The sequence below is a fragment of the Bacillus sp. FSL W8-1141 genome, assembly GCF_038593205.1.
GTDB classification, from domain to species: Bacteria; Bacillota; Bacilli; order Bacillales; family Bacillaceae; genus Bacillus; species Bacillus altitudinis.
This window is the reverse complement of record NZ_CP151973.1, coordinates 2,954,705-2,968,490: the sequence shown is the minus strand read 5'-3', so window position 1 is coordinate 2,968,490 and position 13,786 is coordinate 2,954,705. Positions and strand designations below refer to the sequence as shown.

Below are 13,786 nucleotides of genomic sequence, written 5' to 3'. Positions count from 1 at the left end.
AATTTTGTTACAGCTTGTCCTCACAACTGGCTATTTCCACTCGAAAAGAGTATCATGAGAACCAAACATAAACTGTCATCAGAAAAGAGGTTGCTGAGGTTTGAGTGAACAAATCAATTGCAGGAACTGTCATGAACTGATTCCGTATCGTTCAAAAACATGTCCATCTTGCGGGATAGACAAGCCGCTTCCGAAAAAGGAACGTGTGAAGGATCGGGTGATTTTGGTTGTGGCAGGAATTGTTGTGGTGCTGCTTGCTGCAATGGTACTTGGAATGGCGAATGCCTATATTGGGATTTTTAAATAAACAAAAAAGGAGTTCCGCAGATGGAACTCCTTTTTTTGATCCGTTCTTATTTATTTTCAAATAAGCTTGTGGAATGAAGCGGCTGTACACGAGCTTTCGGGTCCATGTAAGCTTTCGCGTTGTTCACAGCAGTTGGTGCTTCACCAAATCCGCTTGCGATTAATTTGACTTTTCCTTCATACGTACAGATGTCTCCTGCCGCATAGAAGCCTTCGATGTTTGTTTCCATCGTGGATTTGACCACGATAGAGTTCTTTTCGATTTCAAGGCCCCATTGTTTGATTGGTCCAAGGGAGGAAACAAAACCGAAGTTGACGATCACGTCATCCACATCTAGTACTTGCTTTTTATCGCCTTTCACTTCTTCAAGCACAATTTGTTCAATGCGGTCTTCCCCAATGAGCTCAGTTGGCACAAATGGTGTCAGCACATTGACTTTCGAGTTGTGCAAGTTTTCTACACTGTGCTCATGTGCACGGAATTTATCACGACGGTGAATAATCGATACTTCTTTTGCGATTGGCTCAAGCATCAGTGCCCAGTCAACCGCAGAGTCTCCGCCGCCAAGAACAGCAACACGTCTGCCAGCGAATTGGTTCAGGTCATTGATGAAGTAATGCAGGTTGCTTCCTTCAAATGATTCTGCTGCACTTAGCTCAAGCTTTCTCGGTTGGAATGCACCGTTACCAGCTGTAATGATGATCGTTTTTGAATAATGAACCTCTTGATTCGTAACGAGTTTGAAGATACCGTCTGCTTGTTTTTCAACCGTTTCCACAGCTTGCTCTAAGCAAATGGTTTGATCAAATTTATCCATTTGTTCCTTTAGATTATCAATTAATTCTTGTGCGCGGATTTTTGGGAAACCAGCCACATCATAAATGTATTTTTCAGGGTAAAGAGCGGATAGTTGACCGCCGAGCTGAGGAAGGCTTTCAATGATTTTCACACTTGCCTGTCTCATGCCCCCGTAAAACGCAGTAAACAACCCGACTGGGCCGCCCCCGATAACGGTAATGTCATATACCTTAGAATCTTCTTGCATTCCTTAATCCTCCCAAATGAAAATTGTTATCACTATATCATATCATACCACATATCGTCGTTTGACTTGTTTTGAAAAACTTGTCGTTTTTTGATGCCGATGCTGTGAAAAGGGGAAAAAAGAGAGAAAGACCGTTTATCCTAAGGATTTTCAGTTTAAAGCCTTGAAAAAAGGAGCAGAACTCGCTATTATTGTTAAGGGAACTAAATATTAATTTTTTATGAATTTTTGTCGGATACGGTCAAATGCTTTCGTTTTTTGTAGGTGAAAGTTCAGATTTTCACATACTTATTTTTTTGTTTAAATTTCATAAAATGCCGCAAAGCGGTTGAGAATAACGATATGTAATTCTTTATCCGTTTTACAGCAAATTTAAAAAAGGTGGATGTGATTCCAGTGAATAAACCGAAAATCGTTGTATTAGGTGCAGGTTATGGCGGATTAATGACTGTAACAAGATTAACAAAACAGCTTGGCACAAATGATGCGGACATTACTCTTGTGAACAAGCATAATTATCATTACGAAACAACATGGTTACATGAAGCAAGTGCAGGTACTCTTCATCATGACCGTTGTCGTTATCAAATCAAAGATGTGATTAACAGTTCCCGTGTCAACTTTGTACAAGCAACAGTTGAAAGCATTAATAAGGAAGAGAAGAAAGTTGTGACATCAGATGGCGAACTTTCTTATGACTACCTTGTTGTTGCGCTTGGTGCTGTTCCTGAAACATTTGGTATTGCAGGACTGAAAGAATATGCATTCTCAATCTCTAACATCAACTCTGCTCGTCAGCTTCGTGAGCACATTGAACTTCAATTTGCGACATATAATACAGAAGCTGAAAAGCGTCCAGAGCGTCTGACAATCGTTGTCGGCGGTGCAGGCTTCACAGGTATTGAGTTCCTTGGTGAGCTTGGAAACCGTGTGCCTGAGCTTTGCAAAGAGTATGATATTGATCAAAAAGACGTGCGTATTATCTGTGTAGAAGCTGCACCAACAGCTCTTCCAGGATTTGATCCTGAATTGATCGACTATGCGATGAACTACCTTCAAGGTAAGGGTGTTGAGTTCAAAATCGGTACAGCGATCAAAGAATGTACGCCTGAAGGCATCATTGTTGGAAAAGACGATGATACAGAAGAAATCAAAGCTGAAACTGTTGTATGGGCTGCTGGTGTACGTGGTAACCCAATCGTTGAAGAAGCTGGATTTGAAAACATGCGCGGCCGCGTAAAAGTGTCTCCAGATCTTCGTGTACCAGAAAATGAAGATGTATTCATCATCGGTGACTGCTCATTAATCATCAATGAAGAAATTAATCGTCCATACCCACCTACTGCACAAATTGCGATGCAACAAGGTGAAACAGTAGCGAAAAACCTTGCAGCACTAGTAAAAGGTGGCACGCTTGAAAGCTTTAAGCCAGACATCAAAGGAACAGTTGCTTCTCTTGGTGAACACGACGCTGTAGGTGTTGCGTTTGGTAAAAAACTTCAAGGAACAAAAGCTTCTGCAATGAAAAAAATCATCGACAACCGTTCATTATTCATGGTTGGCGGACCAGGACTTGTTCTGAAAAAAGGAAAATTCAAGTTCTTCTAAACCGATATAGACAAAAACGTGTATCCCTGTGGTACACGTTTTTTAATGTTTGACGGAATATTTTCTCACTTGGTGCTGGACAGAAAAATATGTTATGATGAATTATCAGAAAATTTAGATTAAGGAGTGAGCAATATGAATGCACAAACGAAAGAAAAAAAGTCAACTTGTCAGTATTGTTCAGGAAAAGGATATTTTCAGTTATTGCTCGGCGGATCAGAAACATGTGAGGAATGTAAAGGGACAGGAAAGAAGCATTAATCTTACGGCTTTTTCCATTGATTGACTTCATCTCTATTTCCAAGTTAAACTAATGATGGGATATTTGGGGGTGGAGATGAAGTGATCAGTTTACCAGTCGTTATCATTTCAGTTATTTTATTTTTCGTGTTATTCTTCGGCATTGGCTTTTTGCTGAATATGCTGCTGAGAATGTCATGGATTATGGCAATTTTATATCCAATTGTATGCCTTTTCATTATCAATAATCAAAAGATGATCGCTTATGTAAGAGAACCAGGCATTGCTTTTTCCGGGATAGGAGACCGCATCGTTTCTCTTGCTGCGGCAGATATCATTATTTTATTAAGTGGTCTGATTGGTGCCATTGCCTCAGGTTTTGTCATCAATGCTCTTCGTAAAAGAGGCTATCAAATGTTTTAACTCACTTGTCTACACGCAAGTGGGTTTTTTTGTTTCTCCTTTGCATAGTTTCCATTTTGTTTGGAAACAAATAGATGGGTAGAGGAGTGACAAATAGAAATGAAAACATGGATGAAACGATTGTTCATGACAGTTCTGTTTATGCTTGCCTTGATGACAAGCTTTACGGGCATATCTGGCGTAGAACCAAGTGATTTAGCTGCATGGGTGAAAGAGACCGATGCCGGTAAGCACGTATCTTCTTTTTTAAAGCATCCAAAAAGGCAGACGATGGCGGTGAAAAGTGACGATTTGCGTGCTGTTTCTCTCGAAGAAGCATTTAATTGGAACGATTATCCGAAGCAAAAGGTTGTCGCCACAGGTTATACAGCAGGTGTAGAATCAACAGGTAAGACGAAAGAACATCATGCATATGGCATTACATATTCAGGCGTCAAAGTAAAACGTGATTTATATTCAACCGTGGCAGCGGACCCATCTGTCTTTCCGATTGGAACTGTCCTGTTTATCCCCAATTATGGCTATGGTGTAGTCGCAGATACTGGGAAAGCGATTAAAGGTCATAAGCTTGATTTATATTATGAAACGGTTGATGATGTGTATAGAGAATGGGGTAAAAAAGTGCTGGACGTTTATGTGATTAAAAAGGGTGAAGGAACGCTGACAGAAAAAGACTTAAATCAGTTGAATGAAGCAGAATCGATGCAAGTGTTCCGGCAGCAGTTTCAAGCCAATAAAGAATAAAAAAGCTTTGGATCTCAAAAGGTCCAAAGCTTTTTCGTTTCTACATGAAGTAATAATCTAAGATGAGTGTGAGCAAAATTCCTGTTAAGCCGCCGAAGAAGACTTCAATCGGCTTATGCCCAAGAAGCTCTTTCAATTTCTTTTGCTTCTCTTTTTCTTCCGCACTTGGGAAGTTCTTTGCCTCGGCAACAAACCGGTTAAAATCTGTGACCAGTTTGTTCAGGACAGTTGCCTGTTCTCCTGCCTGTCTGCGAACACCTGTCGCATCAAACATCGTAATAATGGCAAAGATGGCGGAAATGGCAAAAATAGATGTTCCTAGCCCGTGCTCTAAAGCAACTGCTGTTGAGAGTGCTGTTACTGCTGCGGAGTGTGAACTTGGCATTCCGCCTGTGCTTGTAATGAGCGACCAATCTAGTCGTCTAGAAATGATAAATTGAATCGGTACTTTTACAAATTGTGCAAAAAAGATGGCTGCAAGGCTGGCAAGCAGCGGAAAATTCGTCAGTACGCTCATGAACAAGAAACATCCTCTCTTTAAGAAAAAATAACGTGCAAAATGATAAAGTATTTACCCTAGTAAGATAAAAAAATGATGGCAGTAAGAACTGTTGCCAAGTCCATGTTCATTATAACATTAAAGAAAGTAGATGTGGAACGAGGAGACCATGGACAGGCTGCTATGGATCGCTGCCGCTTTTTCATGATGCCCTTCCGCGTGCCAAAATATAAATGTTCTTCAAGGGAAGACAGGCTGGCAATGATCGTATCAGCACATAAATTTTGATATAATAGAAGTTCCAATGTGAAATATGGAGTTCATTGAAGGAGCGTGTGATAAATATGTTTTTCTCGACAAATGAGTTGCAACATAAAGATACACTGGCCATCGGACTTTTTCAAAAGAGCCAATTATCAGGAAAAGCAAAAGAAATGGATGAGTTACATGGAGGAAGAATCACTGAATTATTAAAAGAAGGCGATATTTCGTCCAAGCGAAATCAGCTTTCGAAATTTTTCCCATCCCCTGAAACCGGCATTAAACGTATTTATTTTGTCGGGCTTGGGAAGGAGTCAGATTACACGTTTGAAGAGGCAAAGGAAGTGTTTGCGCATTTATTTAAAAAGCTTCATCAAGATAAAAAGCAAGCAGTTTCGGTTTTGCTTGATACATTCACAGGAAAGGATCTGCCTGTTCAAGATGCAGCCCATGCCCTTTCTGAAAGCTGCCTTTTAGCTACATATGAATTACAAGATTTTAAACATAAAACGAATGAACCGGATCGCTTTATCGAATTTGTTTATGCAACAACGGATCATGATGCTGCCGAAATTCAGGCAAGTTTGAAAGTGGGCGAAGTCTACGGACAATCGGTCAATTCGGCTCGTACACTTGTGAATATGCCGCCGAACATGCTCACGTCCTCTGATCTTGCATCCTATGCGGCAGAGCTTGCTTATAAATATGAATTCGAGATTGAAATTTTAGATAAAGAACAAATGGAAGAGCTCGGAATGGGCGGTATTCTAGCCGTTAATAGAGGCTCAACAGAACCACCAAAGCTAATTGTATTGAAATATCAAGGCAAGGAAGAATGGACAGACGTCATCGGCCTTGTCGGTAAAGGTATTACGTATGATACAGGTGGGTATTCCTTAAAGCCAAGAGCAAGTATGGTGGGGATGAAAACAGATATGGGCGGCTCAGCCTCTGTTTTAGGCGCAATGGAAATCATCGGAGAACTGCGCCCAGAGCAAAATGTCATTGCGGTCATTGCCTCAACCGATAATATGATCTCAGCAGATGCGATGAAGCCAGATGACGTCATTGTCTCACTAAGCGGCAAAACAATCGAAGTGCTTAACACGGATGCAGAAGGTCGTCTTGTTTTAGCAGATGGTGTGACCTATGCGAAGCAGCATGGTGCCTCTGTGCTTGTGGATGTTGCGACATTAACAGGCGGTGTCATTGTGGCACTTGGGAATGAGACAACAGGCGTGATGACAAATAACGATGAACTGTATGCCCAGTTTAAAGAGGCATCAGAAGAATGTGGGGAAATGATTTGGCAGCTGCCAATCACCGAAAAAGATAAAAAACGAGTAAGAAACAGCAAAATGGCTGATCTGAATAACTCACCAGGCCGTGATGGCCATGCGATCATGGCAGGTGCATTTATCGGAGAATTCGCTGAAGACACCCCTTGGGTGCACTTAGATATTGCAGGAACAGCCACGACAGAAAAGCCTTCATGCTTTGGACCAACAGGAGCAACAGGTGTGATGGTCAGATCATTAGCAACATTTGTGGAACGATTTGAACCGAAGAAATAAAGACAGAAGCTCTGCCAGTTGGCAGAGCTTTTTATGTAGGACATACGCCATTTGACGAAGTAAATTTTCTATGGTAACATACGTTGGTACTTTAATTATCTACTACATTAGTAAACTAAAGGATTTCGGAGGTTTCACCATGAATGCAGTTGTTTTAGCGGTTGTTTTAATGTTGATATTAAGCTTGCTGCGGGTCAATGTCGTGATTGCGTTGGCACTTGGCGCTTTAGCGGGCGGACTTGCAGGTGGATTAGGTCTAGGGGGAACAGTTCAAGCGTTCACTGACGGTCTTGGCGGAAATGCGACAGTGGCGATTAGTTACGCACTATTAGGTGCATTCGCAGCCGCACTGACGAAAACGGGTCTTCCTGATGCCATGGTCGAAGGAGCTGTGAAGCTTCTTGGAAAAGAAGGCGATTCAAGAAGAAAAACATTATCAAAAGTGCTCATTATTCTGGTCATTTTGATTGTATCTTGTTTTTCTCAAAACGTTGTTCCTGTTCATATTGCCTTTATTCCGGTCTTAATCCCGCCATTATTAAAGGTGTTTAACGAGCTTCAAATTGACCGCAGACTGCTAGCATGTGTGATGACTTTCGGACTTACTGCACCATATATTTTACTTCCGGTCGGTTTTGGACAGATTTTTCACGGAATGCTTCGTGACAACATGAAAGATGCAGGTTTAACAGTGAATTTAGCAGACATTCCGTATGCGATGCTGATTCCTGTAGGCGGCATGGTTGTTGGCTTGATCGTTTCACTCTTTGTCTATCGTAAGCCAAAAACATATGAGAATCGTGACATTACGGATGTAGAAAAATCAGCATATACAAAAAAGAGCTTATTCTTTGCTGGACTTGCGATCCTTGTATCACTTATTGTTCAGTTATATCTCTCTCAAAGCCTTGGAGTCGAAGGGATGATCTTCGGTGCGCTTGCAGGCTTGCTTGTCTTGTTTGTAACTGGAATGATGAAACGTGATGAAGCAGATGCGCTGATTACATCTGGCATGAACATGATGGCATTTATCGGATTTGTCATGCTTGTTGCAGCTGGATTTGCCAATGTTTTAACGAAAACAGGAGATATTGAATCTCTCGTCAAGGCGTCTTCTCAATTTATCGGAAACAGCCAAAGCTTAGCGGCTATTTTAATGCTATTGGTGGGTCTGCTAGTGACAATGGGCATTGGCTCATCATTTGCAACGATTCCGATTATTACGACGATCTTTGTCCCGCTTTGTTTACACTTAGGATTCAGCCCGATGGCGACTATTGCGATTATTGGTTCAGCTGCGGCGGTAGGAGATGCAGGTTCACCTGCAAGCGACAGTACACTTGGACCAACATCTGGACTGAATATGGATGGACAGCATCACCACATTTGGGGTACATGTGTCCCAACATTCGCCTTTTATAATATCCCGCTCGTCTTGTTCGGCTGGCTTGCGGCAATTATGCTATAAATGAAAAAAGGTTCCTTACTCATATAGAGTAAAGGAACCTTTTTTGATATTAGGAAGCTGTTTGTTCTTTTCGAAAGGATGTGGCTTTTGAAACTGATCGATAAATTTTAGGTGCCAGCATCGCAAGGAGGATGGTCAGCGCGTAGTCTTTTACCATAAACCACATCATGAAGAACCATGTGGTTTGATAAGAGATTGGTGCGTTCAGCCATACATTTAATGCGATGTATGTATAAGTTGTCCCGATCACATACATCACGGTCGTTCCTGCAATGGCTGCAAATAAAAAGCGGCTAAAACCAGGGTTTTGTCTTTTTTCAAGAATGAATCCGGCAAGCCATGCAGCAGGAATGTATGATAACACAAAGCCACCGCTTTTTCCTAAAATAACGCCGAGACCCGCCGAGAACTGTGCGAATACAGGTGCACCAGCGATCCCAACAAGAGCATAGACAATCATGGCCAATGCGCCAAGTCGTCTGCCCAGCAAAAGACCAGCAAGCACACAAAAAAACGGCTGCATCGTAAGTGGGATTCCACCGACCTGTAAAAATGGCACAATGGATGTGATATTGGCTCCGATAGCCATGAGCGCAGCAAACATCCCGACGAGCACAAAGTCAGCTGTTCTTGTCTTCTTTTGCATGATATTTCCCCCTGTCTTATCTGTACAAATAGATTAAGGGGAAGAGGTTCTTTTGTCAACTCATTTTTATTTTAGGTTAACAATAAAACCCGCCCCTGAAAAGGGCGGGCTAGATATTAAGCTTCGGTCATGGAAGAGGTTTCAAGGGCTTTACTAACAGGCACATAATCATAGCCGAGATCACGAGCGACAGCTTCATAGGTGATATGTCCGTTCATCACATTGACGCCTTCAGCAATCGCCTTGTTTTCTTTGATCGCTTTTGCAGCACCTTTATTTGCAATCTGCAGGGCGTATGGGACCGTGACATTTGTTAAAGCAACTGTCGATGTTCTCGGAACCGCTCCTGGCATATTGGCAACAGCATAATGTAAAATGCCGTGCTTTTCATAAGTAGGCTGATCATGTGTTGTGATATGATCGATTGTTTCCACAATCCCGCCTTGGTCAATGGCTACATCGACAATGACAGAACCAGGCTTCATTTGTTTCACCATTTCTTCTGTGACAAGGGTTGGAGCTTTAGCACCTGGGATGAGAACCGCACAAATGAGCAGGTCTGCCTCGCTCACTGAATCTGCAATGTTAACAGGATTAGACATTAACGTTTTCATTTGATGACCAAACTGATCGTCCAGCTGACGTAATCGTTCCGCATTTACATCAATAAGGGTGACATCTGCGCCAAGTCCGATCGCCATTTTCGCTGCATTTGTTCCAACGACACCGCCGCCAATAATGGTGACTTTCCCTCTCGATACTCCTGGCACGCCTGCGAGCAAAATGCCTTTTCCGCCTTTTGGCTTTTCTAAAAATTGAGCACCAATCTGAGCAGCCATTCTACCTGCTACTTCAGACATTGGCGTTAATAGAGGGAGTGATTTTCCGTCCGTTACCGTTTCATAAGCAATGGCTGTTACACCTTTTTGTTTTAATGCTTCAGCCAAGGAGGGCTCTGCTGCAAGGTGCAAGTACGTAAATAAGATCAGACCTTCTCTGAAATAAGCATATTCTTCAGGTAATGGTTCTTTTACCTTCATAATCATATCAGAAGATGCCCACACATCTTTCGCTTGATCAAGAATCTCTGCACCAACAGATACATAATCGTCATCAGTGAAACCGCTTCCGAAACCAGCGTTCGTTTCAATTAAAATCTGGTGTCCAGCTGAAAGCAATTGAGATGCTGCTCCTGGTGTTAATGCGACCCGGTTTTCATTGTTCTTAATCTCTTTCGGAATGCCGATGATCATATCAATTCCTCCTATGCTTATCTATTGATATTGTATGTCTAGTGTATCCTGAAAGTTTAGAAAATTCTTCGGTTGAATGAAAAAATTAAAAAACGCCTCTTTGTGAAATTTCACAAAGGGACGTTTTTTAGCTTCATATCAAGATAAATGGTCATTTTCTCATTCATGTTTTTTAAATCAATTTCTGCAATGTCCGTAATCCGCTTCAGCCTGTAATTCAGTGTGTTGATATGAATATTTAACTGCTTTGCGGCGATATTGGCGTTGCTGTCACAATCAATAAACCGTTCAAGGGTCTCGACGAGGTTGGAATGATGCCTGAGATCGTAATCCTCAAGCTTTGATAAAGAGTAACTGGAATAAGACGATCCCTTTCGTTTTTCAGCAAGCACATCTAAGTATTGATAAATACCCAGTTCAGAAAAGCTGTTTAATTGTTCTGTTTCCACAGGAAAGCGTTCTTTTGTTTTTAAGACGGCCAGTGCTTCTTTATAGGATGGCTGAATATGAGTAATGTGATCGTAAATTCCACCAATGGCCGCTTGAACGTCATGGAGCTGATACCGATCAGACAACTGCTTTAGCATGCCGCTTGTGAATTGTTTAATATCTTGAAGCGGATGTTCTGTTTTTGGCGAGACAAGAATAATGAATTCGTTAAAATCAACAGTCGTTAACAGCACCTGCACTTGCTGCGTTGTTTCAAGCAGATAGGAGAGCTTCTTTTCCGTATCTTCTGTGAGTTCATCACGAAGGCGAAAAATAATAATCGCATACGTGTCTGGACACCTCATCCCAAGTCTCAAGAAGAGATCAAGCATCTCATCCTTTTCATGAATATGTCCTGTGAGCATCTTCCAAAATAGCTCCTGATTGCGTTCTTCTGTTTTCGTTTTTCGAATTTGTAAATTGAGTAATTTGTTTTTCACGGCATGTGCTGCCATCTTGAGAAGGTCCATTTCTTCATCTGAAAAAGGCTGCGTGGATTCAATTGCCCAGATAAAGCCGAGCACCTCTTTGTCTTTCCATATGGAAATGGCAACCCTGCTGGATAGACCGACTTCTGCAATTTGAGGTACGCGAAGCGGTTCATCTGTTTTAAGGAGTGTAGGAATGATACCGTCTTTCCAAAGCCGATTAATGACTTTTTCCGGTACACGGCGGGAGATAATGGTTGAAGTTCTGGCGGGATCAGTGAAATCATTATGTGTGCTATAGGCTAATAATCGATGATGAGTATCTTCTATAGTAATAGGGCAATTGAGCACATCACTAATTTGGTCTGCCACATCCTCTAAACGATCAAGGCTATACTTAAATGGATCTGTCTTTTTTGTCATAAAAAACCCCTGCTTTTTCGAATATTTCACGTACTTACATTATGAAGAGAATCAGGTACGTAAATCAACAAGAAAATGCCATAATCATTAAAAAAACAAAAAGCCTGAGAAATGAGCACATTGGTCATGCGTTGATCACAAAAAGAAATAGTACAATAATAATGTAGTAAAAAATCAATAGGCGGAAAGATTCATCGAAGTGCACGCCCTTTTATTAAGAATATATGACCAAAAAATTGTTAAATACTAGATAAAGAGCGAAAAAACAGTAATTCCATAGACTCATTTTGTAAAATAAAAACAGATTTGTTTGACTGTGTATCATTTCTGTTTTTATAATAATAACGTCAAAAAATAAGTGGATTAGCCCATTATATGGCGGCTATGCACGGGAGGTAATGAGGAATATGTCAGGAATTATTCGCGTAACCCCAGAAGAACTAAGAGCGACCGCTAAGCAATATGGTGTTGAAAGTCAAGAAGTGTTAAACCAAGTTGATCGTCTAAATAGAATGATCTCTGACCTAAAAGGAATGTGGGAAGGTGCTTCTAGTGAAGCATTCGCTGATCAATACGAACAGCTTAAACCTTCATTCATCAAAATGTCTGATCTATTAACAGATGTCAGCAATCAGCTTGATCAAACTGCAAATACACTTGAAAGCACTGACCAAGACATCGCTAGCCAAATCCGCGGCTAATCAAAGGGATTTCCTTTCTAAGTGTGAAAAGCAGAAAAAGCGCCGAGTCTGTCAGTTGATGCCGGCGCTCTTTCTATTTTGTGAGGTGGAAATTTGTGTATATCGATATTACCATCGACTTAAAAAACTATGATGGCAGTGTGTTTGATTTGAGACTATCAAATTATTTACATATTAAACAAGTCATCCATATCGCCTGGCAGGCAAAACAAATCTCACTACCTAAACGAGATGGCGGATGGGTGCGTGTAGTCAATAAGAAAGCTGTGTTTTCAGGCGAATATAAGCTGTCAGACTGTGGAATCACCACAGGAGACAGGCTGGAAATACTATGAAAGGACTTTTGTAAATGGCAGATAAAAAGAGTTCCTATTTAGAAGAACAATTAGAAGCAGTCATGAAAAAAGAGGAAGGCACTTACACCTTCATTTTTCAAAGAGAGACAATTAAACTCTTAGACGGTTTAGAAGCGGCACCGATTAAAGACATCAATCCTTCATTTAAAAAAGAGATCCAATTAACCGAAGGTGAGGTCATCATTTCGATTCAACCGCCTCCTGCCTATCAGGAATTTCGTTTCATCCATGCAAAGGATGAAAAAAGCAAATGGATTTTTTCATACCAGCTTGTCGATGCAGTGTGCAAACACGACGTGAAGCGGCTGCATCCTATTGTTTCTCCTGAAAACATTGTTTTTCATCAAGGCTTAGCGCCTGCATTTTTGCATTACGGGGTTAAAGAAAGCATCCCGCCATATGAAACCGACCAACATCGTCTGTTAAAAGAGGTCAAAGCCGTCATTCTTCGAGTGGTGGACCATGAATATCAGTTTCAAGAATATTTGGCTTATCATGATACGTTGAAATTATCTGAGCTGGCAAAGGAAATAAGTGATACACAGTCACTGGAAGAATTGTCTGCTTTGATTCAACAAAAAATAGAAGCCATCGAAGCAAAAGAAAAGACGCTCTTAACCATTCCAAAAAAGAAATGGAAGATCGAACGATACATTGGACTGGGTCTCCTTGTTCTTTTGATTCCTGCATTGGTGTATACCATTTACACGTTCTTTTTCGCCATGCCGAAACAAGAAGCGTATGTGGAAGCGAACAAGTATTATCTCAACAAACAGTACAGCCAAGTGGTGGATACGCTCGAAAAATACAAAGCCGATCAAATGCCAGTCTCTCTTCAATATGAACTGGCCATTTCGTATGTGCAAACGAATCAAGGGAATCTATTGCTTGACCAGCACAAAAAAGAAATCACGGATACGTACACATTGCAGACAGACCCGCAATACTTCCTGTTCTGGATTCATATTGGACAAGGCAATAGCAAGGAAGCTCTGGATATTGCAAGGGTGCTCGGGGACGACCGATACATATTCACAGCACTCGTCGCCTACCGCAATGAAATTCAAAATGACGACAGCCTATCTGCTGAAGAAAAACAAAAACAGCTAGATCCAATCATTAAGGAAATGGCGAAGTATGAAGAAAAAGAAACAACGGAGACGAGCACCAATGACTCCTCAGATGCAAGCCAAACAGATGAAACAGCTGAACAAAAAGAGCAGTCAAAAGCCGATCAGGAGAAAAAAGAGAAAGAATCTGATGCAAAAAAGAAAACCTCTCAGACGAAAAAAGATGAGAAAAAATAATTCTTTCGATACAA

Annotated in this window: 15 protein-coding genes; 10 read left to right on the top strand and 5 right to left on the bottom strand. The window is 41.2% G+C overall.

Annotated features, from left to right (window positions below; genetic code table 11):
- Nucleotides 1–100: 100 nt before the first annotated feature.
- Nucleotides 101–307 (top strand): hypothetical protein, encoded by a 207-nt coding sequence (locus NSQ52_RS15345; RefSeq protein ID WP_008346803.1) that lies wholly within the window; start codon nucleotides 101–103, stop codon nucleotides 305–307.
- A 46-nt stretch (nucleotides 308–353) separates the two neighbouring features.
- On the opposite strand, the gene yumC is transcribed toward NSQ52_RS15345, so the two are convergent.
- Nucleotides 354–1,352, bottom strand: coding sequence for a ferredoxin--NADP reductase 2 (yumC, locus tag NSQ52_RS15340; protein ID WP_039168937.1), 999 nt, complete (start codon nucleotides 1,350–1,352; stop codon nucleotides 354–356).
- Nucleotides 1,353–1,742: 390 nt separating this feature from the next.
- On the opposite strand from yumC, the gene NSQ52_RS15335 reads away from it, so the two are divergent.
- The 4 genes from NSQ52_RS15335 (at nucleotide 1,743) to NSQ52_RS15320 (ending at nucleotide 4,367) form a co-directional block, all read left to right on the top strand.
- Complete coding sequence (locus NSQ52_RS15335) at nucleotides 1,743–2,960, top strand: NAD(P)/FAD-dependent oxidoreductase (RefSeq protein WP_160758061.1); 1,218 nt, start codon at nucleotides 1,743–1,745, stop codon at nucleotides 2,958–2,960.
- A 135-nt stretch (nucleotides 2,961–3,095) separates the two neighbouring features.
- Nucleotides 3,096–3,221, top strand: a complete 126-nt coding sequence (locus tag NSQ52_RS15330; RefSeq protein ID WP_008346797.1) for a YuiA family protein — start codon at nucleotides 3,096–3,098, stop codon at nucleotides 3,219–3,221.
- Between the two features lie 81 nt (nucleotides 3,222–3,302).
- The gene (locus NSQ52_RS15325) at nucleotides 3,303–3,623 is read left to right on the top strand and encodes a YuiB family protein (protein WP_003212933.1); all 321 of its coding nucleotides are present in this window, start codon (nucleotides 3,303–3,305) and stop codon (nucleotides 3,621–3,623) included.
- A gap of 99 nt (nucleotides 3,624–3,722) precedes the next feature.
- Nucleotides 3,723–4,367 carry a 3D domain-containing protein gene (locus tag NSQ52_RS15320; RefSeq protein WP_024719745.1) on the top strand — a complete coding sequence of 215 codons (645 nt, stop codon included), beginning with the start codon at nucleotides 3,723–3,725 and terminating at the stop codon, nucleotides 4,365–4,367.
- Nucleotides 4,368–4,407: 40 nt separating this feature from the next.
- Here NSQ52_RS15320 and NSQ52_RS15315 read toward each other — a convergent pair whose 3' ends face one another.
- Nucleotides 4,408–4,884 (bottom strand): divergent PAP2 family protein, encoded by a 477-nt coding sequence (locus NSQ52_RS15315; protein ID WP_024719744.1) that lies wholly within the window; start codon nucleotides 4,882–4,884, stop codon nucleotides 4,408–4,410.
- A 326-nt stretch (nucleotides 4,885–5,210) separates the two neighbouring features.
- Between NSQ52_RS15315 and NSQ52_RS15310 the strand changes: the two genes are divergently transcribed.
- Both NSQ52_RS15310 and NSQ52_RS15305 read left to right on the top strand, forming a co-directional pair.
- Nucleotides 5,211–6,701 carry a leucyl aminopeptidase gene (locus NSQ52_RS15310; protein WP_041507711.1) on the top strand — a complete coding sequence of 497 codons (1,491 nt, stop codon included), beginning with the start codon at nucleotides 5,211–5,213 and terminating at the stop codon, nucleotides 6,699–6,701.
- A 139-nt stretch (nucleotides 6,702–6,840) separates the two neighbouring features.
- Nucleotides 6,841–8,169, top strand: coding sequence for a Na+/H+ antiporter family protein (locus NSQ52_RS15305; RefSeq protein WP_024719743.1), 1,329 nt, complete (start codon nucleotides 6,841–6,843; stop codon nucleotides 8,167–8,169).
- A gap of 49 nt (nucleotides 8,170–8,218) precedes the next feature.
- On the opposite strand, the gene NSQ52_RS15300 is transcribed toward NSQ52_RS15305, so the two are convergent.
- The 3 genes from NSQ52_RS15300 to NSQ52_RS15290 all read right to left on the bottom strand — a co-directional run bounded on the left by NSQ52_RS15300 (nucleotide 8,219) and on the right by NSQ52_RS15290 (nucleotide 11,408).
- Nucleotides 8,219–8,815, bottom strand: a complete 597-nt coding sequence (locus NSQ52_RS15300) for a biotin transporter BioY (protein ID WP_304717711.1) — start codon at nucleotides 8,813–8,815, stop codon at nucleotides 8,219–8,221.
- Between the two features lie 116 nt (nucleotides 8,816–8,931).
- Nucleotides 8,932–10,068: an alanine dehydrogenase gene (gene ald / locus NSQ52_RS15295; RefSeq protein ID WP_017358929.1), complete on the bottom strand. Its 1,137-nt coding sequence runs from the start codon at nucleotides 10,066–10,068 to the stop codon at nucleotides 8,932–8,934.
- A 110-nt stretch (nucleotides 10,069–10,178) separates the two neighbouring features.
- Complete coding sequence (locus NSQ52_RS15290; protein WP_008345900.1) at nucleotides 10,179–11,408, bottom strand: PucR family transcriptional regulator; 1,230 nt, start codon at nucleotides 11,406–11,408, stop codon at nucleotides 10,179–10,181.
- Between the two features lie 407 nt (nucleotides 11,409–11,815).
- Here NSQ52_RS15290 and NSQ52_RS15285 point away from each other — a divergent pair, with 407 nt between their 5' ends.
- From NSQ52_RS15285 to essB, 3 genes are all read left to right on the top strand, one after another.
- Nucleotides 11,816–12,109 carry a WXG100 family type VII secretion target gene (locus tag NSQ52_RS15285; protein WP_003213769.1) on the top strand — a complete coding sequence of 98 codons (294 nt, stop codon included), beginning with the start codon at nucleotides 11,816–11,818 and terminating at the stop codon, nucleotides 12,107–12,109.
- Between the two features lie 95 nt (nucleotides 12,110–12,204).
- Entirely contained in the window at nucleotides 12,205–12,444 is a 240-nt protein-coding gene (locus NSQ52_RS15280; protein WP_008345897.1) for an EsaB/YukD family protein, read from the top strand.
- 14 nt (nucleotides 12,445–12,458) lie between these two features.
- Complete coding sequence (gene essB, locus NSQ52_RS15275; RefSeq protein ID WP_008345895.1) at nucleotides 12,459–13,772, top strand: type VII secretion protein EssB; 1,314 nt, start codon at nucleotides 12,459–12,461, stop codon at nucleotides 13,770–13,772.
- The last annotated feature ends 14 nt before the right edge of the window (nucleotides 13,773–13,786 follow it).

Excerpts from the sequence above, each read along its gene's own strand:
- yumC (WP_039168937.1), bottom strand. The coding sequence starts at position 1,352 with ATGCAAGAAGATTCTAAGGTATATGACATTACCGTTATCGGGGGCGGC.
- NSQ52_RS15330 (WP_008346797.1), top strand. The coding sequence starts at position 3,096 with ATGAATGCACAAACGAAAGAAAAAAAGTCAACTTGTCAGTATTGTTCA.
- NSQ52_RS15320 (WP_024719745.1), top strand. The coding sequence starts at position 3,723 with ATGAAAACATGGATGAAACGATTGTTCATGACAGTTCTGTTTATGCTT.
- NSQ52_RS15315 (WP_024719744.1), bottom strand. The coding sequence starts at position 4,884 with ATGAGCGTACTGACGAATTTTCCGCTGCTTGCCAGCCTTGCAGCCATC.
- NSQ52_RS15310 (WP_041507711.1), top strand. The coding sequence starts at position 5,211 with ATGTTTTTCTCGACAAATGAGTTGCAACATAAAGATACACTGGCCATC.
- NSQ52_RS15305 (WP_024719743.1), top strand. The coding sequence starts at position 6,841 with ATGAATGCAGTTGTTTTAGCGGTTGTTTTAATGTTGATATTAAGCTTG.
- NSQ52_RS15300 (WP_304717711.1), bottom strand. The coding sequence starts at position 8,815 with ATGCAAAAGAAGACAAGAACAGCTGACTTTGTGCTCGTCGGGATGTTT.
- ald (WP_017358929.1), bottom strand. The coding sequence starts at position 10,068 with ATGATCATCGGCATTCCGAAAGAGATTAAGAACAATGAAAACCGGGTC.
- NSQ52_RS15290 (WP_008345900.1), bottom strand. The coding sequence starts at position 11,408 with ATGACAAAAAAGACAGATCCATTTAAGTATAGCCTTGATCGTTTAGAG.
- NSQ52_RS15285 (WP_003213769.1), top strand. The coding sequence starts at position 11,816 with ATGTCAGGAATTATTCGCGTAACCCCAGAAGAACTAAGAGCGACCGCT.
- essB (WP_008345895.1), top strand. The coding sequence starts at position 12,459 with ATGGCAGATAAAAAGAGTTCCTATTTAGAAGAACAATTAGAAGCAGTC.